General features: G+C 67.3%; 21 protein-coding genes. 6 read left to right on the top strand and 15 right to left on the bottom strand.

Annotated features, from left to right (window positions below):
* Nucleotides 1-9: 9 nt before the first annotated feature.
* The 9 genes from HG262_RS18290 to HG262_RS18250 all read right to left on the bottom strand — a co-directional run bounded on the left by HG262_RS18290 (nucleotide 10) and on the right by HG262_RS18250 (nucleotide 10,475).
* A complete protein-coding gene (locus HG262_RS18290) occupies nucleotides 10-1,509 on the bottom strand; it encodes a D-aminoacylase (protein WP_169272360.1) in 1,500 nt (499 codons plus the stop codon).
* A 13-nt stretch (nucleotides 1,510-1,522) separates the two neighbouring features.
* A complete protein-coding gene (locus HG262_RS18285; RefSeq protein ID WP_169272359.1) occupies nucleotides 1,523-2,185 on the bottom strand; it encodes a TetR/AcrR family transcriptional regulator in 663 nt (220 codons plus the stop codon).
* 4 nt (nucleotides 2,186-2,189) lie between these two features.
* Nucleotides 2,190-3,101, bottom strand: a complete 912-nt coding sequence (locus HG262_RS18280; RefSeq protein WP_169272358.1) for a hypothetical protein — start codon at nucleotides 3,099-3,101, stop codon at nucleotides 2,190-2,192.
* A 28-nt stretch (nucleotides 3,102-3,129) separates the two neighbouring features.
* The gene (locus HG262_RS18275) at nucleotides 3,130-4,029 is read right to left on the bottom strand and encodes a carbohydrate ABC transporter permease (protein ID WP_006228020.1); all 900 of its coding nucleotides are present in this window, start codon (nucleotides 4,027-4,029) and stop codon (nucleotides 3,130-3,132) included.
* Entirely contained in the window at nucleotides 4,019-4,963 is a 945-nt protein-coding gene (locus tag HG262_RS18270; RefSeq protein WP_169272357.1) for a sugar ABC transporter permease, read from the bottom strand. Before HG262_RS18270 ends, HG262_RS18275 begins: the two co-directional genes overlap by 11 nt.
* On the bottom strand, nucleotides 4,960-6,081 hold the full coding sequence (locus tag HG262_RS18265) for an ABC transporter ATP-binding protein (RefSeq protein ID WP_169272356.1): 1,122 nt from the start codon (nucleotides 6,079-6,081) through the stop codon (nucleotides 4,960-4,962). Before HG262_RS18265 ends, HG262_RS18270 begins: the two co-directional genes overlap by 4 nt.
* 1 nt (nucleotide 6,082) lies before the next feature.
* Complete coding sequence (locus HG262_RS18260; protein WP_169272355.1) at nucleotides 6,083-7,501, bottom strand: extracellular solute-binding protein; 1,419 nt, start codon at nucleotides 7,499-7,501, stop codon at nucleotides 6,083-6,085.
* Nucleotides 7,502-7,758: 257 nt separating this feature from the next.
* Nucleotides 7,759-9,177, bottom strand: coding sequence for an amidase (locus HG262_RS18255; protein WP_169272354.1), 1,419 nt, complete (start codon nucleotides 9,175-9,177; stop codon nucleotides 7,759-7,761).
* Between the two features lie 65 nt (nucleotides 9,178-9,242).
* Nucleotides 9,243-10,475 carry an amino acid ABC transporter substrate-binding protein gene (locus tag HG262_RS18250; RefSeq protein ID WP_169272353.1) on the bottom strand — a complete coding sequence of 411 codons (1,233 nt, stop codon included), beginning with the start codon at nucleotides 10,473-10,475 and terminating at the stop codon, nucleotides 9,243-9,245.
* 160 nt (nucleotides 10,476-10,635) lie between these two features.
* On the opposite strand from HG262_RS18250, the gene HG262_RS18245 reads away from it, so the two are divergent.
* The 5 genes from HG262_RS18245 to HG262_RS18225 all read left to right on the top strand — a co-directional run bounded on the left by HG262_RS18245 (nucleotide 10,636) and on the right by HG262_RS18225 (nucleotide 14,964).
* Nucleotides 10,636-11,520 (top strand): LysR family transcriptional regulator, encoded by an 885-nt coding sequence (locus tag HG262_RS18245; RefSeq protein WP_169272371.1) that lies wholly within the window; start codon nucleotides 10,636-10,638, stop codon nucleotides 11,518-11,520.
* 89 nt (nucleotides 11,521-11,609) lie between these two features.
* The gene (locus HG262_RS18240; protein WP_169272352.1) at nucleotides 11,610-12,602 is read left to right on the top strand and encodes a branched-chain amino acid ABC transporter permease; all 993 of its coding nucleotides are present in this window, start codon (nucleotides 11,610-11,612) and stop codon (nucleotides 12,600-12,602) included.
* Nucleotides 12,603-12,611: 9 nt separating this feature from the next.
* Nucleotides 12,612-13,493 carry a branched-chain amino acid ABC transporter permease gene (locus HG262_RS18235; protein ID WP_169272351.1) on the top strand — a complete coding sequence of 294 codons (882 nt, stop codon included), beginning with the start codon at nucleotides 12,612-12,614 and terminating at the stop codon, nucleotides 13,491-13,493.
* 21 nt (nucleotides 13,494-13,514) lie between these two features.
* Complete coding sequence (locus HG262_RS18230) at nucleotides 13,515-14,222, top strand: ABC transporter ATP-binding protein (protein WP_169272350.1); 708 nt, start codon at nucleotides 13,515-13,517, stop codon at nucleotides 14,220-14,222.
* A gap of 1 nt (nucleotide 14,223) precedes the next feature.
* A complete protein-coding gene (locus HG262_RS18225) occupies nucleotides 14,224-14,964 on the top strand; it encodes an ABC transporter ATP-binding protein (RefSeq protein WP_169272349.1) in 741 nt (246 codons plus the stop codon).
* A gap of 81 nt (nucleotides 14,965-15,045) precedes the next feature.
* On the opposite strand, the gene HG262_RS18220 is transcribed toward HG262_RS18225, so the two are convergent.
* The 6 genes from HG262_RS18220 to HG262_RS18195 form a co-directional block, all read right to left on the bottom strand.
* On the bottom strand, nucleotides 15,046-16,008 hold the full coding sequence (locus HG262_RS18220; protein ID WP_169272348.1) for a Nudix family hydrolase: 963 nt from the start codon (nucleotides 16,006-16,008) through the stop codon (nucleotides 15,046-15,048).
* Nucleotides 16,001-16,867, bottom strand: a complete 867-nt coding sequence (locus HG262_RS18215; RefSeq protein ID WP_169272347.1) for an ATP-binding protein — start codon at nucleotides 16,865-16,867, stop codon at nucleotides 16,001-16,003. Before HG262_RS18215 ends, HG262_RS18220 begins: the two co-directional genes overlap by 8 nt.
* Before the next feature lie 6 nt (nucleotides 16,868-16,873).
* Nucleotides 16,874-18,100 (bottom strand): bifunctional glutamate N-acetyltransferase/amino-acid acetyltransferase ArgJ, encoded by a 1,227-nt coding sequence (argJ, locus tag HG262_RS18210; RefSeq protein ID WP_169272346.1) that lies wholly within the window; start codon nucleotides 18,098-18,100, stop codon nucleotides 16,874-16,876.
* 110 nt (nucleotides 18,101-18,210) lie between these two features.
* On the bottom strand, nucleotides 18,211-19,251 hold the full coding sequence (locus tag HG262_RS18205; RefSeq protein ID WP_169272345.1) for a hypothetical protein: 1,041 nt from the start codon (nucleotides 19,249-19,251) through the stop codon (nucleotides 18,211-18,213).
* A 62-nt stretch (nucleotides 19,252-19,313) separates the two neighbouring features.
* On the bottom strand, nucleotides 19,314-19,808 hold the full coding sequence (locus HG262_RS18200) for a MarR family transcriptional regulator (RefSeq protein ID WP_169272344.1): 495 nt from the start codon (nucleotides 19,806-19,808) through the stop codon (nucleotides 19,314-19,316).
* The gene (locus tag HG262_RS18195) at nucleotides 19,801-20,721 is read right to left on the bottom strand and encodes an alpha/beta hydrolase (protein ID WP_169272343.1); all 921 of its coding nucleotides are present in this window, start codon (nucleotides 20,719-20,721) and stop codon (nucleotides 19,801-19,803) included. The genes HG262_RS18200 and HG262_RS18195 overlap by 8 nt, the downstream gene beginning before the upstream one ends.
* Before the next feature lie 375 nt (nucleotides 20,722-21,096).
* Between HG262_RS18195 and HG262_RS18190 the strand changes: the two genes are divergently transcribed.
* Nucleotides 21,097-22,260 (top strand): ABC transporter substrate-binding protein, encoded by a 1,164-nt coding sequence (locus HG262_RS18190; protein WP_169272342.1) that lies wholly within the window; start codon nucleotides 21,097-21,099, stop codon nucleotides 22,258-22,260.
* Nucleotides 22,261-22,344 lie beyond the last annotated feature (84 nt).

Raw genomic sequence — 22,344 nt, 5'->3', positions numbered from 1 at the left:
TGCTCCGAGTCAGGCGGCCCAGGCGGGCGTTTCGAATCCAGGCGCCGCGCGGTCGTCGCCGCGCAGCAGGCGTCCGGGCCGGGCGCCGGTGGCGGCGCCGTTCTCTTCAACCAGTTGGCCGTTGACCAGCACCGCCTGGATGCCGGTGGAAGGCAGCGTGGGTTCGGCGAAGCTGGCCAGGTCGGCGACGGTGGCCGCATCGAAGACCACCACGTCGGCATAGCAACCCGGGCGCAGCACGCCGCGGTCCTTCAGGCCGAACTGCGCGGCCGTCAGGCTGGTCATGCGGCGCACGGCCTCTTCCAGGCCCAGTACCCGCATTTCCCGCACATAGCGGGCCAGCACGCGTGAAAACGCGCCCCACAGGCGGGGATGGGGGCGCTGGTCGTGCGGCAGGCCGTCCGACCCGATCATGACGCTGCCGTGGCCGATGACGCGCTTCACGTCGGCTTCGTCCATTGAAAAATAGATCGCGCCGCCGGGTGACAGCTCTTCGGCCAGGCGGGTGGGATCGCGGCCTTCGCGCGCGGCCAGTTCGCGCAGATCCACGCCCTGGATCTCGGGGCGCGTCTGCGACCAGGTGACGATGATCTTCTCGCCGGCGGCCACGCGGCGCGGCTCCAGGATGGTGGAGGACGCCGCATAGGGATAGACGTCCATGCCCAGCGGCTGCTCGGCGCGCATGCGGTCGTACAGCGCCAGCGTTTCGGCGGTGCGGCCGTGGTTGTGCTTGCCGGTAACCTTGTGGTGCGACAGGATGGCCGGCACGTCGGCCGCTCGGCCGATCAGGAAAGCTTCCTCCATCGCGTCGCAGACGTGGTCGGCCTCGTCGCGCAGGTGCGTGGTGTACAGGCCGCGCCAGGCGGACAGCGGCTCGGCCACGCCGATCACTTCTTCCGTGCTGGCGTGCATGGCGGTCGGGTAGTACAGGCCCGTGGACAGCCCCGCCGCGCCGGCGGCCATGGCCTGGTCCAGCGCATGCCGCATGGCCGCGATCTCTTTGTTGTCGGCCGGACGGTCAAGCCGGTCCATGGCGGACACGCGCAGGCTGGAATGGCCTACCAGCGCCAGGCTGTTGACGGCGGCGGGCGCGGCGTCCAGCGCGCTGGCGTAATCCTGCATGCGCGCGTAGAGCTCGCCCGTGTGCTTGGCCAGCAGGTTCAACGGGGGCGGCACCACGTCGCCCGGCGTGCGCACGGGCGCCAGGCTGATGCCGCAGTTGCCGGTGACGACGGTGGTGATGCCCTGGCTGACCTTGGGGCGCATCAGCGGCGTGCCCAGCAGCGCGCGGTCGTCGTGGGTATGGCAGTCGATGAAGCCCGGCGACACCACCTTGCCTGTCGCGTCGATGCGGCGCGATGCCCGCCATGCCGCACCGTCGCCGATGGCGGCAATGCGTTCACCGCGGATCGCGATATCTGCGTGGCGGGCGGGGCCGCCCAGGCCGTCGGCGATCTGGCCGCCGGTGATGATGATGTCGTAGTCCTGCTGGTCGGGGTGCGCGGGCATGAGGGTGAAGGGCTCAGGTTTCCGGATCGGCCGCCGGCGGTTTGCCGCGGCGCGCCTCCAGGTGGGCAAGGGATTCGGTATTCAAGGTGTCCGGGAAGCCATGGGCCACCAGGTGCTCCAGCGCGCCGTTGATCCGCTCCCAGCCTTCCGGCGTGCGCAAGGGCACGCCCAGGAAGTGGGATTCGGTCTTGGCGCGCAGCATCAGGTAGAGCACACCGGCCAGCATCACGCTGACCATCGCCGGCATGTCGGCTTCCGGCGCCAGGCCGTCGATGCGGTCGATGAAGCCGCGCGCGGCGCGCTCGCGCCGTTCGGCCAGCGGCGCGGATACCTCGTTGCGTTCGATGAGCTCCCAGCGGCGGACTTCACGCAGCGTTTCGTTGCCGGCCAGCGCGTCGATCTGCGCGCGCAGCATGGACAGCACGAGTTCGCCGGGTGTGCGCTGGCTGGATTCGCCTGCGGCCAGCAGCCCGGGGTTGCGGGTCCAGAAGTCCTGCTCCTGCATCCAGGCCAGCATCAGGCCGGGCATGCCGTCGAAATAGCGGTAGATGAGTTCCTTGCTGACGCCGGCGCGCTTGGCGATGGCGTTGATGCCGACGCCGCCCATTCCGGTTTCCAGGATCTGGGCTTCCAGCGCTTGCAGGATCTGCCTTTCGGTATTCTCGCGTCGCGACATAGGCCTATTCCTTCATGATGATGAGGGAGCGGGCGGGGTCCGGCACGCCGTACACCCGGCCGTCGGCCATGTCGGCGATGAGTTCGCTGACGGTGTGGCCGATATGCCTGCCATCTTGCCAGACTTCGCTGCCCAGGTAGACGGCGCTGGCCCGGCGCGGTGTTTGCGGCAGCGACGGGTCGGCCTGTTCGATAGCCAGGATGCGTCCTTGCGCATCCACGTGCACACGGTCGCGGGCCGCGGCGGTGATGGCGACGGGCGTGCCGAGGGTCAAGGTGCGATAGGGCGCGGATTCACCGGTCAAGGCATACCAGGCCAGGTCCGCCATCGCGTCGGCCAGCGGCGGGCAGGGGTGGATGGAGTTATGCAGCACGGCGACGCGGCACAGGCCGTTGTCGCGATGCGCGAGCCCTTGGTCGGGGCGGCGGTCGACGCGCCGCGTATTGCCCCAGGCAAGTTCGCCCGCCGCCGACAGCGCGATCAGGCCCGCGTCGATTTCCGGATGCGCCTGCAGCACCTGGCCAACGGCGTCGCCAGGCGGCGCGCCTGCGGCCATGAGGCCGAGCGCGGCCTGGTTCAGCGCGATGCCATCGGCGCCCGGGCGGTTGGGCAGCCGGTGCCCGGTCACCATTCCCACGCCGTCGGCGCCGGGCAGGAATTGCACCAGCGGCTCAGGACGGTCCGGGCCGCTTTCGATCAAGGCCGCGCGGGGCGCTTGCAACCAATCCGGCGGCAGGTCCAAGGCAGTGATGCCGCCGCGCTGGCAACTCCTGTGCCGTACGCGGCCTGCATCGTCCATGACGGCGAACACGGCGAAGCCGCCGATGGCGCCGTGGCCCATCGACTCGGCGGCCAGCGCCGCCGCCCGCACCGCCGCGCCCGCCTGCGGGCCGGATGCCGCGACGCCGATCGTCATGCGAGGCTCCTCTTGGCGTTCACCGGTACTAGTCCGTGTTGCTCGTCACGGGATCGACGATGTTCAGGTTGGTGATGAAGCGCTGGAACAGCATGGCCAGCGCCAGCGGGGGCAGGGCGGCCAGCATGCTGGCCGCGGCGAAGAGCCCCAGGTCGGCGCGGAACCCGGGCATCAGCGGAGACAGGCCCAGCAACGAGGCCGACAAGGTCTGCGCGGACGTGCCGCCTGTCAGCACGATGGCGAACAACAGGTCGTTCCAGCCCACCAGGAACGCGATGATGAAGGCCGCGGCGATGCCCGGCAGCGCCATGGGCAGCGTCACGTGGCGCAGCATCTGCCAGCGCGTGCAGCCGTCCATGCGCGCGGCGCGCTCGATTTCCACCGGCAGCGATGCGAAGTAGCCCATCAGTACCCAGGACAGCAGCGGGATCACCGCGGTCAGGTACACGATCCACAGGCCGAACAGACTGCCCGCCAGCCCGATGGCGGCGAAGAACACGTAGTACGGGATCAGCAGCGCAATGGGCGGCAAGGTGCGCGAGGCCAGCAGCACGTACAGCAGCGGCCCCTTGAAGGGGAATTCGAAGCGGCCCAGCACGTACCCCGCCAGCGTGGCGATGGCTGTGCCGACGGCAGCCGCAGGCAGTGCCACCAGCGCACTGTTCACGAAGCCCGTCATGATGGCCTTGGTCTGCCCGCCGAAGATCGAATCCGACGTCGACAGCCCCAGCACGCGCAGGTAGTTGTCGAACGTGAACCCGCCCGCGTTGTGCGCGACCCCCATGATGATGGCCGACTCGTCCATGAAGGACGCCTTCAGCGTCCAGTACAGCGGGAACAGGCACCAGAACGCGACGAGCGCCACGCCTGCGCCCACCAGCCAGGGGCGCCAGCCTTCGCCGGTGACTTTCGCGGCATCACTGCGCATGGGCGTCTCCCTGGGGGCGTTTCTTGCGGATCAGCATGAAGTAGGCCGTGGCCAGCAGCAGCGACAGCACCGTCAGCAGGAAGGCGGCGGCCGAGGCCAGGCCGTACTTCGAGAATTCGAAGTTGTAGCGGAAGATCAGCAGCGGCAGGATCTGCGTGGACGTGCCCGGCCCGCCGCGGGTCAGCGAGAACAGCAGGTCGAACTGCCGCACCGCTTCCACCGTCATCACGACCAGCACGATCAGCGTCGTGTGCTTCAAATGCGGCAGCGTGATGTGCCGAAAGCGCGACAGCGGACCAGCGCCGTCCACGCGTGCCGCCCGGTACAGGTCGCGCGGAATCGTCTGCAATGCCGCCAGGTAGAAGAAACTGCCCAGCGGCGCGATATGCCAGACGAACGCCAGCGCGACCCAGAACAGCGCCCAGTCGCTGGCCAGCCACACCGTGGCGGCGTTAGCCAGCCCCAGCGGCGCCAGCAACCCGGTCAGGGCGCCGAAGCTGGGGTTCAGCAGGAACGAGAACACGGTGGCGGTCACCACCTGCGACATCGCCCAGGGCAAGAGCGCCAGCCCGCGCACCAGGCCGCGCAACGGCATCTCTTCGTTCAACACCAGCGCGATGCCCAGCGCCGCGGCGAACGAACCCGCCACGCACATGGCGACAAAGCCCAGGCTGCGCCAGATCGCGTCGATGACGGCGGGATCGGACAGCACTTCGCCGTACAGATCGGCGCCCACGAATTCTTCGGTGCGCAGGATGGCGTTGGTATCGTGCAGGCTGAGCCAGAACGAATAGCCCAGCGGCACGCCGATGATCAGCGTGTTCAGCGCATACACCGCCACGATCACGGTCAGCGCGAAGCCCAGGTCGGACATTTCGCGGCCGCCCGGGCGCGCCGGCGCGGGACGGGTGGGCGACAGGCTGGCGGCGCTCATGATCGCGGCTCCTCGCCGCCATGCACGCGCAAGCCCTTCGCGTCGAACAGGTACAGGCGTGCCGCGGGCAGCGCCAGCGCGATGGGCGTGCCGACTTCGTAGCGGCGTTCGGGCGGCAGGCGCGCGCGCAGGCGCGGGCCGTCTTCCGCGCCGACCGCGACATCCACGAACTGGTCGGGGCCTACCGGTTCGACCGCCCAGACGCTGCCTTCCAGCAGCAAACCGTCGCCTGCCAGCGGCGCAGGCGCCATGGCTTCGGGGCGGATGCCCAGCGTGGCCTGGCTGCCTTCGGGCAAGGCGCGCGCGGCCGGGTGCAGGGCGGGCGGCAGCACATGGCGTCCCCCGGCGGTCTGCAGCGCGGGCGCGCCGTCGTGCGCATGCAGCGTGCCGCGCAGGAAGTTCATGCCCGGGTTGCCGATGAAGTCGGCGACTTCCATGTTGGCGGGCCGGCGGTAGATGGTGTCGGGGTCGGCGAACTGCAGCAGGTTGCCGCCCGACATCACCGCGATGCGGTCGGCCAGCGTCATCGCTTCGACCTGGTCGTGCGTGACGTAGATGAAGGTCGCTTGCAACGTGCGGTGCAGGCGCTTGAGTTCCACCCGCATGTCCGTGCGCAGCTTGGCGTCCAGGCTGGACAGCGGCTCGTCGAACAGGAACAGATCGGGGTTGCGCACCACCGCGCGGCCGATGGCCACGCGCTGGCGCTGGCCGCCCGACAACTGGTAGGGCTTGCGGTCCAGCATCGATTCCACGCGCAGCAGGCTGGCGGCGCGGTCCACGCGCGCGCGCACCTCGGCCGCCGGCATCTTCTGCATGCGCAACGGAAAGCCGATGTTCTCGCGCACGGTCATGTGCGGATACAGTGCGATGCTCTGGAACACCATGGCCACGTTGCGCCGGTGCGGCGGCACCTGGTCCACACGCCGGTCGGCGATGCGGATCTCGCCGCCCGTGGGGGTGTCCAGGCCGGCGATCATGTTCAGCGTGGTGGTCTTGCCGCAGCCGGAAGGCCCGAGCAGCACCACGAATTCGCCGTCGCGGATATCCAGATCCAGCGAGCGCACGGCCTGAAAGTGGGTATAGGCTTTCTGGATGCCTTGCAGGGATACGCTGGCCATATCAGCTCCGCTTCAGGATCTTGGCGTACTTCTTGTAGAGCGCGTCCCAGCGGGCGCGCAGCTCGGTGGCGACTTGCGACGGCGTCTTGGTGCCCTTGATCAGCATGTCCTGCGCGATCATCTCGTGCATGCCGGTATCCCATTCCTGGTACCAGGGCGCCTTCAGGATGTGGGCGGCGACGGCTTTCTCGCGGCCTTGGAACAGCCATTGGTAGACCTGTTCCGCTTGCGCCGGGTACATCCATTTCATGATGGCCGCCTTGCTTTCGGCGTCGCGGTACAGCTCGGGAAACGGCACTTCCAGATTGGCCTTGGCGATCCAGTTCTTGTGCGTGGTCAGCTGGCCGGCCTTGTCGCGGTAGCCAAAATACTTCACCAGTTCCCACAGCGCGGCCTGCTCGGCGTCCGTGCGCTTGCGGGTGGACATGCAAAGCAAGGCGTGGCCGACCAGCACGGTGTCGTGGGTGGCGCCCGGCACGACCGGGTTGTAGCTGGAATATTCCGCGATCCGGCTCTTGGCCGGGTCGTTGTAATTGAAGCTGTAGTAGTCGATGTTCAAGTGAAAGGCGTGCTGGCCTTTCATCCACGAACTGGAGGTCTCGGTGCCGGACCACGTCAATACGGCGCGCTGCACCAGTTCGTCGTCCCACCAGCGCTTCCAGTCCGTTAGCACTTTGACAAGCGGGGTGTCGCCGCCGAAGGTCGCGCGCAGGTCGTCGTCGACGAAGCGTTCGCCTTCGGCGAAGCACTGCGCGATCAGGGCCCAGGGCAGGCCGGTCCAGGCGTTGTACCAGGGCATCAGCATGGGGTGCTCGGACAAGCCCTTCTTCTTGATCTCGCGCGCCTGTTTCTCGACCGTGGCCCAGTCTTGCGGATAGTCCGCCGCGTTGGCGGTGCCGCCGAAGCCGGCTTCGCCCAGCATCTTCTCGTTGCGGAACAGCGCGAACGGCCCGCCGTTGTAGTACGTCAGGCCCAGATAGCGCCCGTCGGTGGCGCGCGCGTCGTCGACGATGCCGGGGAACATCTGCTTCTGGATATCGGCAAGTCCAGGCATGTCGTCGATCGCGCGGATCCAGCCCGCCGCGTACCAGCGCGACGCCTGGCCGCGTTGCGCGTAGAACATGTCCAGCGGCGCCTTGGCGGCCAGTTGGGTTTCCAGCACGGCGGCGTAGTCGCCGGGAATGGGCGACAGGTTCACGGGCACGCCACTCTCTTGCGAAAAGCGCGCCGCGCCTTGCTGCACGATTTCGCTGCCCCAGGGCCAGAAGGCGAAGGTCAGCGGCGAGGGCGCCTGGGCCAGGGCCTGGAGGGGCCAGCCGCCGGCCGCCAGGCCAGCCGCGCCGGCCAAGCCTGCGGCGCCGCGCAAGAAGTCGCGGCGGGCGGGGTCGGCCTGGCTTTCAAAGGGGGAACGCTTGAGCATGCTGGACTTCCTTGCGGTTGAGAAGACGACAAAGAGAGGGTGCAGCGAAGAGGGGGCGATTCGAGTGGCGCGTGGCGCCTGATGTGACCACGTGGTCACATCAGGCGTTCAAGATAGGGCTTCGGGACGATCGGCAGCAAGGGGGGAGTTTCCCTAGGGGCGGGAGCGGGAGCGAGAGCGCGGCGCGCGGGGAGGGGGAGGCGCGCGCTGCCGACGCCGGCGGCGCGCGGGCCGCCGGCGTTCCTGCGCAGAGAGGGTTACAGTCCGACCGCTTTCAGATCGGGGCGGCGGCGATGCCAGTCGGTCGCGGCCTGGAAGGCCATGCCGATCTTACCCAGCGCGCCTTCGGCATTGGGTTTGCCCAGCAATTGCACGCCCAGGGGCAGGCCGCCGGCGGTAAAGCCCGTGGGCAGGGCCAGCCCCGACGCGTTGACGTAGTTGCCGGCGCGGGTAAAGGCGGCCAGCGGCGTGGCCGCTTCGTCCACCTCGTTCAGCAGGCGTGCGCCAAAGGGCGCGCAGGGAGTGAGCACGGCGTCGATGTCGCGCATCCAGTCCAGCCAGGCCAGGCGCGCTTTTGCGTGCGCCTGCAGGGCGGCGATATAGTCGGCGGCGGACACGCCCTTGCCGGACAGCACGCGGGCGCGCACATACTGGCCGATCGGCTGGGCAGGGTCTTCGATGTAGCCGCGATGCATGGCGTAGGCTTCGGCGGCGATGATCTGGCCATTGCGCAGCATCATCTCGTGGAAGTCGAAGGGGAACGGCGTTTCAGCCACGTCCGCGCCCAGGTCGATCAGCACGCGGCGGGCATTGTCCAGGGCGGCCAGCGCGTCGGCGTCCGCGGCGATGGGGTGCTGCGACGGGGGCATCAACGCAATGCGGACGCCGCGCAGTGGTCGCGCGCCGGCATCGGGCTCGCGGTATTGGAAGGCAGGCAGGCCTTGCGTCAACGGGTCCTGCGCATCGGGGCCGGCCATCAGGGCGGTCAGCAGCATCGCGTCGCGCGTGTCGCGGGTCAGCGGGCCGATGGAGTCCAGCGTCGTCGACAGCGCCACCGCGCCATAAAGGCTGATCAGCCCGCGCGTGGTCTTCAAGCCCGTAATGCCGTTCAATGCGGCGGGAATCCGGACCGAGCCACCGGTGTCCGACCCGAGCGCGGCGGGCGCCAGGCCGGCGGCGACGGCCACGCCGGACCCGCTGGACGAGCCGCCGGGAATGCGCGGCGCTTGCAGGTCCCAGGGGTTGCGCGGCGTGCCCATGACGGGGTTCGTGCCCCAGCCGCCGAACGCGAATTCGACCATGTGGGTCTTGCCCAGCATCACCATGCCGGCGTTCAGCAAGCGCGTGACGGCCGTTGCCGTGACGCTGCTGCGGCGGCCACGCCAGGCCTCGGAGCCCGCGGTGGTGATCTGGCCTTCGATATCGCACAGGTCCTTGGCGGCCACCGGCACGCCGTCCAGCGGGCTGAGCAGGCCGTAGCCCGCGCGGCGGCGGGCGTCGGCGGCCTCGGCCAGGCGCAGCGCGCCCGTGTTGTCCACGCTGACATAGGCGCCCAGCGCCGGGTTGGCCTGGGCGATGCGGTCCAGGAAGTGCTGCGTCAATTCCACCGAGCTGTAGCGGCCTTGGGCCAGGCCGTCCGCCAGTTCGCTGAGCGTGGCAAATGCAATTTCAGACATGTTTTCCTCAGGTTGGGTGGCCGGCCTCGCGCGGGGTCGCACGCGGCCGGCCGAGCTGCGCGCGTCTAGCGTTTGGTCCAATCAGGAGCCGGGTAGACAGGCTTTGCCGTGGCCACGTCCGCCGGCCACACGGGCACCATGCCCTTGCCCGGCAGCAATTGCACCACCGGGAAGGGCATCAGCAACTGTTTGCCCGTATCGTCGATGGCATAGGGGCCTGCCATGACCGTGATCTTGCCGGACAGGTCCAGCGACGCCTGCTTGAGGGCCGCCGCGTCCGTGGTGCCAGCCTTCTTCACGACCTCTTCCGTGACCGCGCCCGCGCCGTAGGCCAGCGCCGTCTGGAAATCGGGCGGGAACTCGGCCTTGGGGAAGCGCTGATCGTAGGCGGCCGCGAACTGTTCGCGGCTCATGCCGGCGTTGACGTTCCAGTTGATCGCGGGGTGGTAGTTGGTATGGCTGTAGATGTAATTGGCATCCGCGCCGATGGCCTGGAACTGCGGCGTCGACGCATACACCATGAAGACGTATGGGAAGTTGATGTCCAGCTGCTTCATCTGGCGCGTCATGCTGATCAGGTCGCCCTCGTACGACGTCGGCACCAGCGCTTCGGCGCCTGCTGCGCGCGCCTTCTGCAAGATGGTGCTGAAGTCCTTCTGGCCCTTCGGGTATTTTTCGAACATCACCACCTGCATGCCATTCTTGGTCGCCTGTTCGCGGCCGCCTTCGGCCAGTCCCGCCGGGAACGGCTCGTCGGAATACAGCAGGGCCACTTTCTTCACGCCCTGGTTGGCCGCCAGTTCCATGTTGGCGCGCAGCATGGCGGACACCGGCATCTGGGTGCCCGACACCATGTTCTTGAATCCCTGCTTGTACAGGTCGTCGCTGGCGGCCGACCAGACCATCATGTACTTGCCCAGCCGCTCGGTGACGGTGGCGGCCGCGGCCGTCAGCGTGGAGCCGAACGGCGCAAACACCAGATCCACTTTTTCATCGACAATCAGGCGTTCGTAGACACGCGTGACCATCTGCTTGTCGCTGCGGTCGTCCAGCTTGACCAGTTCGACAGGGTATTTCTTGCCCTTCACCTCGATACCGCCACGGCGATTGACGTCTTCCACCCACAGTTCCACGCCCCGTACGCCGGATTGCGAGGCCAGGGCGAAGCTGCCGGTGGAAGAGACCGTCATGCCCACCCGGATCTTGTCCGAGGTTTGGGCGGCGCCGGTGGCGGGCGTCAGGGCGGCAATGGCCATGGCCAACGCCGGTAAGCGGAACAACCAGGATGTAGCGAACATGGGATGTCTCCAATCGTTATAGATTTGGGGGCCTCGCCCCGCCGCGAAGCAGGGACCCAGAACCCGGTATTGGGCAATAATTGCTCAATACGCGACAAAGCGTATAACAAATAGGCATGGAGCGCACGCCTTGAATAAACTGAATTACCGCCAGACCGAAATGTTGTGGGCCATCGTCATGGCCGGGTCGATCAGCGGCGCGGCCCGGTTGTTGAATATTTCGCAGCCGGCGGTCAGCCGGATGCTGGCCCAGACCGAAAAGAGCATGGGCGTGACGCTGTTCGAGCGGGTGCGCGGGCGGCTCCGCCCCACCTCGCAAGTGCATAGCCTGTTTGAGGAAATCGAAAAGACGCAGCGCATGATGCAGCGGGTCAATGACCTGGCCGATGCATTGTCTGAGCATGGGACGGGCGTGCTGCGCCTGGCCTCCATTCCCAGCCTGGCGCAATTCCTGGTGCCGCGCGCCGTGGCCCGTTTCCAGCAGCGCCATCCGGAGCTGCTGCTGCGGCTGAATACCTCGGTCCTGCCCAGCCTGATCTCGGATGTCCTGCAGGGCGAAGCTGAGCTGGGCCTTGTGGTCATGCAGGCGGATCACCCCTTCCTGACCTCCCAGCCCCTGCACGTGGGCCGCATGGTGGCGGCCATCCCCAAGGGGCATCCGCTGGCGGAGCGCCCGGTCGTCAGTCTGGCTGATCTTTCCCCGCATCCGCATATCGTGGTCGGCACCCGCATGCCCTTCGGCATGCTGGTGCTGGGCGCGTTCGAGCAGGCCGGGCTGCCGTGCCGCATGTGCGCCGACGTGCCCTGGAGCCAGCTTGCCTGCGCACTGGTCAATGCCGGCGTCGGCATCGCCATCGTGGATGAATTCACGGTCATGCAGAACACCATGCCGGACGTGGTGATCGTGCCGCTGCAAGAGCGCATTCCCCTGAATATCTCGGCCGTCTACGCCAGCAACCGGGAGCCGTCGCAGATCGCCTTGCGCTTCATTGACGAGCTGCGCGGGGTGTTGGCCGAGGCGTTTCCGGACGCGGATCAGGGTTAGTCCTTAACTTGCAGTTATGGTTTGAACTGTTCATAATCGCCTCCAAATAGAGCGGCCGCCCACCCCGAGGCAGCCCGGAGGAAGACATCATGAGCAGCAGTCCCGCCTTGGCGGCGGACGCGGCTTCGCATCGCGCGCAGGATCTGCGCGCCGTGCGGTTGCGCACCCGCATCGCAGTGACCCTCTTCGCCGCCCTGGCCGCCGGCCTGGCCGTGATCCCGATGGCGACCTCGAACATCTCGTTCGCGTTCTACCTGATGCTGTGGATCACCATGGCCAGCGCCATGAACATCTGCGTCGGGTTCACGGGCTACCTGCCGTTCGGCTATGTGGTGTTCTATGGCGTGGGCTCGTACGCCACCGGCATCTGCTACAAGATCATGGGTTGGCCCATCCTGCCGTCGCTATTGGCCGCGGGCGGCGTGGGCGTGGCGATCGCGCTGCTGCTGGCGCCCACGCTGCGCCTGCGCGGGGTGTACTTCGGCATCGTGAGCCTGGCGCTCGCCACCATCGTCAAGCTGGTGATTTCAGACCTGCCCCAGTCGTTCACCGGCGGCAGCATGGGCATCATCCTGTCCAGCGCCAACAATCCCACGCACAGCTACTACGCCATGCTGCTCGTCATGGGCGCGACGCTTGCCACCGTTACCTGGCTGTCGGTGTCGCGGCTGGGCCGGGCATTGAAGGCCATCCGCGACGACGACGGCGCGGCCGCCTGCGTGGGGATCCACGTGCCCAACACCCGCCTGAAGGCGTGGCTGCTGGCCGCCTTGTTTCCCGCGCTGGCCGGCGGCATCGAGGCCTGGTACACGAACGTCGTCGACCCCGAATATGCCTTCAACGTGCTGATCACCGCCAAGAGCATCATCTACGCGATGGCGGGGGGCTTCGGCACCATCCTCGGCCCCGTGGTCGGGACGCTGGCGCTGCTGGGCATCGATCACATGATCTGGCAGAAATTCCCGGTGGTGAACCTGCTGTTGCTGGGCCTCATCATCGTCCTGCTGATGCTGTTCCTGCCGCGGGGCATCGTCGGCAGCCTGCTCAAACGCAAGCCGCAACTGCGCCGCTACATCGCCTGAGGACCCGCCATGACCGGACTGCTTATCCAAGGCCTGATCAACGGCCTGATCCTCGGCGCCATCTATGGCTTGATCGGCGTGGGCCTGAACGTCGTCTTCGGCGTGCTGCGCGTGGTGAACTTCGCGCATGGTGAATTCCTGGTGCTGGGCGCGTACTTCGCGTTCTACCTGATGGAGTACGCGGGCATCAACCCGCTGATTGCGCTGCCGCTGGCGTTCGCGGTCTTCTTCCTTGCCGGCTACCTGCTGTACTTCGTCCTGATCCCCCGGCTGTCCAAGGCGGACGACCCCGAGATCAGTTCGCTGCTGCTGATGTTTGGGGTATCCATCATGCTGGGCGCGCTGATGCTGCTGGCGTTCGACGCCGACGCACGCTCGCTTCCCTACGAGATCGAACCCGTCTTCCTGAAGTTCGGCCCGGTACTGATCCCCACGGTTCGGCTGCTGGCGCTGGCCATCGCGTTGGCGATCATCGCCGCGCTGACGGTGTTCCTGTATCGCACGCAATTGGGCCGCGCGCTGCGCGCCATCATCATGAACCGCGACGCGGTCCGCATCGTGGGCATCAATGCAGAACGGCTGTCGGCGGTGGCGTTCGGCCTGGGCGTGGGCTTGGCGGCCGCCAGCGGCGTGCTGGTCGCCATGGTCTTCCCCGCGTTCTCGCCGTTCATGGGCAACGACTACACGCTGATCGGCTTCATCGTCATCGTGTTGGGCGGCCTGGGCCATCCGGTGGGGGCGTTGGTCGGCGCGCTGCTGTTCGGGGTGACGGAACAGGTGTCGGTGGTGTTCTTCAGCCCTTCCATCGCCACCATCTGCGGTTTCGCGCTGATGGTCGCCACGATCTTCATCCGGCCCAGCGGCCTGTTCGGCCGCCAGGCCCTGCGTTAAGAGCCCCGGGGAGACGGACGCATGTTGAAAGTCACGAATCTCAAGAAGCGCTTCGGCGGCCTGGTGGCGCTGCAAGGCGTGGACCTGGAGGTGCCCAAGGGCGGCATCCTGGGCATCATCGGCATGAACGGGTCCGGCAAGACCACGATGCTCAACTGCATCAACGGCATCTACACGCCGGACGACGGCCGCATCGAACTGGACGGCCGCGAGATCGGCGGACGCCCGATACACGAAGTAGCCCGGCTGGGCGTGGGGCGCACCTTCCAGGTGCCGCGCATCTTCCGCCACCTCAGCCTGCTGGACAACCTGGACGTGGCCCAGCAGCAGGCGGGCCGCAGCGCCGACGAACGCTATGCGCAATCCGAGTACTGGTTGCACAAGGTGGAGTTGCACCGCCTGCGCCACAACTACGCCGAAGAGCTGTCCGGCGGCCAGCAGAAGCTGGTGGAACTGGCGCGCATCATGGTCGCGCGGCCCAAGGTGGTGCTGCTGGACGAACCGTTCGCGGGGGTCAATCCCGCGCTCGCGCAGCTGCTGATCTCGGTGATCCGCGAATTGCCCACCGAACACGATTGTTCCGTGGTGCTGGTGTCGCACGACCTGACTTCCATCTATCAGCTGTCGCACCACATCATCGTCATGAACGAAGGCGCCATCCTGAGCCAGGGCGACGCCGATCACGTGCGCGCCGACCCGCGGGTGGTCGAAGCCTATCTGGGAGCCTGACATGAGCACCGCGATCCTCGCTCTGGAAGACGTGACCGTGGCCTATCACGGCGACATCACCATCCTGAACCGCATCAACGTCCAGGCGCGCGCCGGCAAGGTCACTGGCGTGATCGGCCCCAACGGCGCCGGGAAGTCCACGGTGCTCAAGACCCTGTTCGGCTTCTTGCCGCCGCGCACCGGCCGCATCACGCTGCGGGGCAAGGATATCAGCGCGCAGCCCTCGCATGAACGGGCCAACCACGGCGTGGCGTTCGTGCCGCAGCACCGCAGCCTGTTTGGCGAGCTGACCGTGCACGACAACCTGCTCCTGGGCTGCTGGCCGTTTCGCCGCGACAAGGCGCGGGTGCGCCAGCGCATCGACTCGGTCTACGACCGCTTCCCCATCCTGGCGCACAAGCGCGATGATCCCGTGTCCAGCATGAGCGGCGGGCAGCAGCGCTTTGTGGAATTCGGCCGCGCCTTGCTCATCGAGCCGTCGGTGATCCTGCTGGACGAGCCCACGGCGATGCTGGCGCCCAAGATCTCCAAGGAAATCTACGCGCTGATCCGCGGCTTTGCCGACGAAGGCATGACGGTGGTGCTGGTGGACCAGAACGTGCGGCGCTGTGCCGAGGTGTCGGACTACATGTACATCCTGGAGCTCGGGCGCAACAAAGCGGAAGGCTCGCGCGAAGCGTTCGAAGAAGAAGGCGGCCTGCGTGAAATGGTCGCGTCGTGGATGGACTACAAGATCGACTGAGGGATCGAATCAGAGCGCCGGCAAGGGATCGAACACGGGATCGAACCAGACCCGCCGGGGCGCACCCCGGCGGGGACGGCGTCAGAGAATGCCGCGTATTCCGGCAATGCCATGCGCGCCATGGCGCAGCGCCTGCGATACGGTCTGGGTGGATTGCCCGCCCAGCGCGAAAACCGGGATGCCGGCGTCGCGGTTGCCTTCGACGAAACCTTCCCAGCCCAGCGTTTGCGCGCCGGGGTGGCTGGGCGTGTCCAGCACGGGCCCCAGCACCGCGAAGTCGGCGCCGATGTCGCGAGCATGCACGACCTGGGCGTTGTCGTGGGCCGACACGCCGACCAGCGCGTGCTTGGGCAATTCGGGGCGGGCGGTCAGGCGCGCCGCGTCCGCCGCGCGCAGGTGCACGCCGTCGGCTTCCTTCCACCATGCGGCGGGGTGCGCACTGTTGACCAGCACACGGGCGCCGGCCGCGCGGCAGCGCTTGAGCACCTGTTGCAGCACCTCATGCAGCGAGCTTGCGCCCGCGCCGTCGGGCCACTCGGGCTCGCGCAGCTGCACCAGCTTCACGCCGCGCGCCAGCGCCGCGTCCAGGCGGCCCAGGAACGCGGCCACGCCCGCGCGCGAACCGATCGAGCTGATGCCGTAGGTCGTGGGCAGCTGCAGCCAGCGCAGCGGGGGCAGGGTGGCGGGCAGCAGGTCGCCCACCGAGGCCGCGTTAGCCGGGTCGACCCATTCCAGGCGCTGGTTCTCCAGGCCTTGCGGTTCGCCTTCCCAGCCCGTGACGTGGCAGAACGCCAGCCGGACCGTGGTGTGCGGGTAGACGTGCACGTAGGTGACCCACTGGCGTGACTGCGTGACGCGGATGCCGATCTCTTCCTGCAATTCGCGGGCCAGCGCCTGCAGCACGGTTTCGCCGGGCTCAAGCTTGCCGCCCGGCAGTTCCCACCAGCCCGACCACGGCTTGCCTTCGGGCCGCTGGCCCAGCAGCAGCTTGCCGTCGGGGCGCAGGATCAGGCCGGCGGCGACGTCGACGATCTTCTCAGACATGGCGGGCCGCCCAATCGCGCGCGAACTGATAGGCCACCCGGCCCGAACGCGAGCCGCGTTCGATCGTCCATTGCAGCGCTTCGGTGCGGGAAGGCTCGATGTGCGCTTCCGGGCAACCCAGCTCGCGCAGCCAGTGGTAGACGATGTCCAGGTAGTCGTCCTGCTTGAAGGGGTAGAACGACAGCCACAGGCCGAAGCGTTCGGACAGGGATATCTTCTCTTCGACCGTTTCGCCCGGATGGATTTCGCCATCGGGCTGGTGCTTGGCCTGCAGGTTCTCGCTCATGTATTCCGGCATCAGGTGGCGCCGGTTGGACGTGGCGTAGATCAGCACGTTGTCGCCCGAGGCCGACACCGAGCCGTCCAGCACCGACTTCAGCGCCTTGTAGCCGGGCTCGCCTTCTTCGAACGACAGGTCGTCGCAGAACACGATGAAGCGTTCGGGGCGCGAGGCGACCAGTTCGACGATGTCGGCCAGGTCGCCCAGGTCGGACTTGTCCACTTCAATCAGGCGCAGCCCCCGATCGCCGTAGGCGGCCAGCATGGCCTTGACCAGCGAGCTCTTGCCGGTGCCGCGCGCGCCGGTCATCAGCACGTTGTTGGCCGGCTTGTGCGCGAGGAACTGGACGGTGTTGCGGTCGATGGTGGCCTTCTGGCGCTCGATGTGCTGAAGGTCTTGCATGTCGATGCGGGCGACGTGGCGCACGGCATCCAGCCAGCCACGCGAGCCGCGCTTGCGCCAGCGGAACGCGTGGGCGCTCCAGTCGATGTCGGGCGGCGCCGGGGGCAGGAAGGCCTCAAGCTGCGCCAGCACGCGCTCGGCGCGCTGGATAAGGGTGGTGAATTCGCTAGCGCTCATGGCGGATCACGAACGGTAGTCGGCGTTGATGGTCACGTACTCGTGCGAGAAGTCGCAGGTGTAGACGGTGTCCGCGACCTGGCCGCGGCCCAGCGCGATGCGCACCGAGATCTCGGCCTGCTTCATGACGCGCTGGCCATCGGCTTCCTGGTAGTCGGGATTGCGGCCGCCGTTCTTGGCCACCAGCACGTCGTCCAGCCACAGGCGGATGTTGGACACATCCAGGTCGTCGATGCCGGCATAGCCGATCGCGGCCAGGATGCGGCCCAGGTTGGGGTCGGATGCGAAGAAGGCGGTCTTGACCAACGGCGAATGCGCGACCGCGTAGGCGACCTTCAGCGCTTCTTCCGTGGTGCCGGCCTCTTCGACGCGGATCGTCATGAACTTGGTGGCGCCTTCGGCGTCGCGCACGATCTTCGTGGCCAGCTCCAGCGCGGCGGCGGTGAGCGCCGCGCGCACGGCGGCGTAGGCGGCGTCGGATTCGCTGTCGACGTTCACGCCCGACTTGCCGGTGGCCGCGATGATGAAGGAGTCATTGGTGGAGGTGTCGCCGTCGACCGTGATGCGGTTGAACGACGCATCCGCGATTTCCACGGCCAGGCGGCGCAGCAGCGGCTGGGCGATGCCGGCGTCGGTGGCCAGGAAGCTGAGCATCGTGGCCATGTTGGGGCGGATCATGCCCGCGCCCTTGCTGATGCCGGTGAAGGTGACGGTCTTGCCGTCGATCTGCACTTTGGCCGACGAGATCTTCGGCAGCGTGTCGGTCGTCATGATGCCGTGGGCGGCGCTGGACCAGTGGTCGGCGGCCAGGTCGGCGATGGCGCCCGGAAGGCCCGCGACCAGGCGGTCCAGCGGCAGCGGCTCCAGGATGACGCCGGTGGAGAACGGCAGGATCTGCGAGGCCGGCACGCCCAGCAGACGGCCCAGCGCGGCGCAGGTGTCGTTGGCTTTCTTCAGGCCTTCTTCGCCGGTGCCGGCGTTGGCGTTACCGGTGTTGATGACCAGCGCGCTGATGGGGCCGCCAGCGGCCAGGTGGGCCTGGCAGACCTGAACGGGCGCGGCGCAGAAGCGGTTGCGTGTGAACACGCCGGCCACGCTTGTGCCTTCGGCCAGGCGGAAGACGGTCAGGTCGCGCCGGTTGGCTTTGCGGATGCCGGCCTCGGTGACGCCGATTTCAATGCCGGCAACAGGAAAAATTTCGGACTCGGAGGGGATCTGCAAATTAACGGCCATGACTTCGTCTCTTGAATGGGCAGGACGGAATCGCCGCCAGGCAAGGCGGCGCGCGGGGGAAAGCTTCGTATTATCCCACCGGTTTGCGGCAGGCGCCTGTCAGGCGCCGGTCAGGGGGCCATCCGCATGGCGGCCACGTCCAGCACCCCGGCGTCGCGGTTGCTGAGCACGCTGCGCACCGTGCCGTCGGGGGCTTGCAGCACCGATTGCCCGGCCGCGACGTCTTCGCCGCCGTTGCGGCGCGCCGAGCGGCCGCGCGACGGTGAAAACAACAGGTCGCCCGGTTGGGCGCCGGGCAGGCGCGGGTTCGCGGCCAGCACGCGAGTGCCGGGCGGGTAGGTCATGGCGCCCAGCACGGTCTCGCGCGCCAGCAGGCCTTCGAAATCCAGCAGCCGGCGCTGGCCGTCCAGGCGCATGTCCACCTTCAACAGCGGCATCTGGCGCAGGGTCATCGCCTCGCTGCCTTCGGTGCGCAGCAGCCAGCGCGCCGTGGATCCGGCCGCGTCCAGCGCCGTGCCGCGCGCCGCCTCGTCGACCTTCAGCCAGGCGCCCGGCGGCACGGGCTGGTGGTCCAGCGTGTTGCCGATGGCCAGGTGACAACTGGCGAAACGGGGCTGGCCGCCCTGCATCGCGAATTCGATCCGGTGGCCATGCGCGCATAGCCAGCCTTCCAGCGCCTGGTCGCGCGCGATTTCCGCCGACAGGGTCTCGGGTTGCTTGGGCGTGGCGGCATAGCGGAACAGATGCGTCGCGGCCACCCCCTGGACGGGGGCGGGCTGGCTCTCGGGGAAGACGGCGCGGTCGAACGAGTCCAGCTCGCCGGGGCGGGTCAGGCTCAGCACGGTGCCCGCCGGCATGTCCACGCCCGCCAGCCGGGTGGCGTGGGCCAGCGTCGTCTTGCGGCCGGCGTCCGCCTGAGCGTCGCGCTGGGCCGAGAACCACAGGCTGAACTGCTGGTAGGGGAAGATGGCGCCGACCAGCGCCAGGAAGGCCATCAGGACGGTGCCGGTGCGCCGGTGGTCGCCCAGCCAGAGCCGGGCGCTGCGCGTGGTGGCCAGCACGGCCAGCCAGGTCAGCAACGTGGCCAGGCAGGCCAACGAGGCCGCCATCAGCACATAGAAATTACCGCCAGGAAGAGATACCGGAATCATGGCGGCAATTATGCGCCAAACCGGACTGGGATTTCAGCGCCCGCAGCCTCGGATGGCGCGCGCTAGCCCTTGGCGGATTCGGAGCGGGTGGCCACCACCTGAAGCTTGAGTTCGCCCAAGGCCTGGAACAGCGCGTTGCGCGTGGATTCGGGCAGGTCGCCGAACATGGACTTGACCCAGGACTCGTGGGCGCGCGCCATCCGGGCGAAGGTCTTCTTGCCCTGCGGCGTCAGCTTGATCAGCGAGCTGCGGCGGTCGGACTCCACTTTGGTGCGCACCACCAGGCCTTCCTTTTCCAGCTGGTCGGTGATGCCGGTGATGTTGCCGTTGGTGACCATCATGTGACGCGACAGGTCGCCCATCTTCATGCCCTTGGGGGCGCGCTGCAGTTGCGCCATCAGGTCGAAGCGGGGCAGCGTCGTGTCGAACTCGTTGCGCAGGCGGCTGCGGATCTCGCCTTCGATGAGATTGGCGCAGGTCAGCATGCGCAGCCACAGCCGAAGCGCGTGGTGGTCGTCGGGCGCGGCGCGGGATTCCAGGTCGGGAGCGTCAGTCATGGCTAGGGAGGATACCGGGAATGCGTGGGGAAGCGGGCGCCAGGCCCATCTGTTCAAAGATGGCGCGCGTCAGCGGGCTGGCGGGATCGTTGAGCGTCAACACGATGTCGTAATGGTTGGTGCCGGGCATCGGCACATAGCGTCCGGGAAAGCCGCGTTGCTGCCAGGCGGCCAGATAGTCGTCGCTTTGGCGCTTGAATTCGTCGGTTTCGGATTCGCCGTAGCTGATGACCAGCGGGCAGCCCGTGGGCGGCAGGTGCAGGGCGGGGCTGTTGCGGATGGCGTCGGCTTCGCTCATGCGCATCCATTCGTTGATATGGGTATGCACCAGCGGGCGCAGGTCGAACAGGCCGGACAGCGGCGCGGCCCCGCGGATCACGTCGGGAGGCACTTCGTAGCTGGCGTGCCAGCCGCCTGCCAGCAACGCGCCCACCAGGTGCCCGCCCGCGGAACTGCCGCAGACGTGGATGCGCCGGGGGTCGCCGCCGTAATCGGCGATGTGGCGGTGGATCCAGGCCAGCGCGCGCCGGTTCTGGTCCACGATGCGGTCCAGTGTCACGGCAGGCGCCAGTGAATAGTTCACCGACACGACCACCGCGCCCGCTTGCGTGAAGGCGGGCGCCATGCTGCTGGAATCGTTCTTGGACAAGAGGCGCCAGTAGCCGCCGTGGATGAACACGAACACGGGTGCGCCCGCGCCGCTGGACGCCTCCGGCGCGGGGCGGAAGATGTCCAGCAGCTCGTCGGGATGGTCGCCGAACGGCACGTCCAGCCCGCAATCCAGCGACTGGCGCGCCGCAGCGCTGTCTTCGGCGTATTTCTTGAGTATCGGACCGATGTCGGGTACTGTCGCGCGAGCGTTGTACTGGACATCCAGGCCTGCGCGGTCATAGTGGCGGTAGAGGGTGACCATGGCGGTAGATTGTCGGAAAACCCTATTGGAAAACCCGTTAGTAAGAAAAACCCGTTAGTCAGGAAAACCCGTTAGTAAAAAACCCGTTGGTAATCCTTGGGTAATTCTTGGGTAATTCTTGGGCATTGGTCCCTGGTAATAACCCTTTGGTAAAAACCCTAGTCTTGTTTTGACGAATACTTTAAACCTAAACTATGAACCACGCCAGTATTCCCTATGCTCTCACAACGGGATCCTGACGTAGCAAGCAATATCTTTGCAAGCGCCAGTTTGACGGCGGCGCAATGGCGCCGGCAGGCCGGGCACAGAAGTCATTCGAATCGCACCCTCAATAAGAACACCCTCTGCGCGGGCTCGCGCACGGAGCACACCACCATGCGTTTGATCACTTCCCTTATCGCCGTCGCCGCGCTGGTGCCGGCCGTGGCCATGGCAGATGCCGTCAAGGTCGGCATCGCCAACGACATCTCCGGCCCGTTCTCGGCGTTGGGCGCCGAAGCCCGTGACGGCTTCAACCTGGCCATCAAGCAATTGGGCAGCAAGCTGGGCGGGCAGCCCGCCGAATTCGTGCAGACCGACATGGGCGGCAACCCCGACCAGGCCCGCCAGTTGGTCACCCGCTACATCCAGCGCGACAAGATCGATTTCTTCACCGGCCCCATCGGCTCGAACGTGGCGCTGGCCGTCGGCCCCGCGCTGTTCGCGGCCAAGGTGCCCTACCTGTCGAACAATCCGGGCCCCAGCCAATTCGCCGGCGCCCAATGCAACAACTACTGGTTCGGCACGTCTTACCAGAACGACGCCTTCCACGAAGCGGCCGGCAAGGTCGCGGCGGACCGCGGCTTCAAGAAGATGTTCATCATGGCCCCGGACTACCCGGCCGGCAAGGATGCGCTGACCGGCTTCAAGCGCGGCTACAAGACCGCGCCGGGCGACGAGGTCTACACCAAGCTTGGCCAGATCGACTACGCCGCAGAGATCGCCCAGATCCGCGCCGCCAAGCCGGACGCCGTCTACATCTTCCTGCCGGGCGGCATGGGCATCAACTTCGTCAAGCAGTTCGTGTCGGCCGGCCTGTCGCAAAGCGTCAAGCTGATCGGCCCGGGTTTCTCGGCTGACGAAGACGTGATCCAGGCGGTGGGCGAGCCCATGCTGGGCATGTACAACACGGCGCAGTGGGCGCATGACCTGGACGTGCCGCAGAACAAGATCTTCGTGGACGCCTTCCGCAAGGAATACAACGGCCGCTACCCGTCCGTGTACGCCGCCCAGGCCTATGACGTCATCATGGCCATGGATGCCGCCGTCAAGCAGGCCGGCGGCAAGGCTTCCGACCGCGAGGCGGTCATCCGCGCCCTGGAAAAGGCCGACTACCCGTCGGTGCGTGGCAGCTTCACCTACGGCAAGAACCACTACCCCATCCAGTCCTACTACCTGCGCGTGGTCGACAAGGATGGCAGCGGCCGCATTACCAACAAGCTGGTGGGCAAGGTGTTCGACAAGTATCAGGACGTCTACGTCGGCGATTGCAAGCTATAGGTAAGGCCCACCCCCGACGCGCTGCGCGCTTCCCCCTCAAGGGGGCGTCGCTGCGGACCGGCGAAGCCGGCTCCGCGCGACCGC

This window comes from Achromobacter sp. Bel, assembly GCF_012928505.1.
GTDB lineage: Bacteria > Pseudomonadota > Gammaproteobacteria > Burkholderiales > Burkholderiaceae_B > Achromobacter.
Note: the sequence above shows the minus strand (reverse complement) of the source record. Positions and strands in the feature narration are given on the sequence as shown.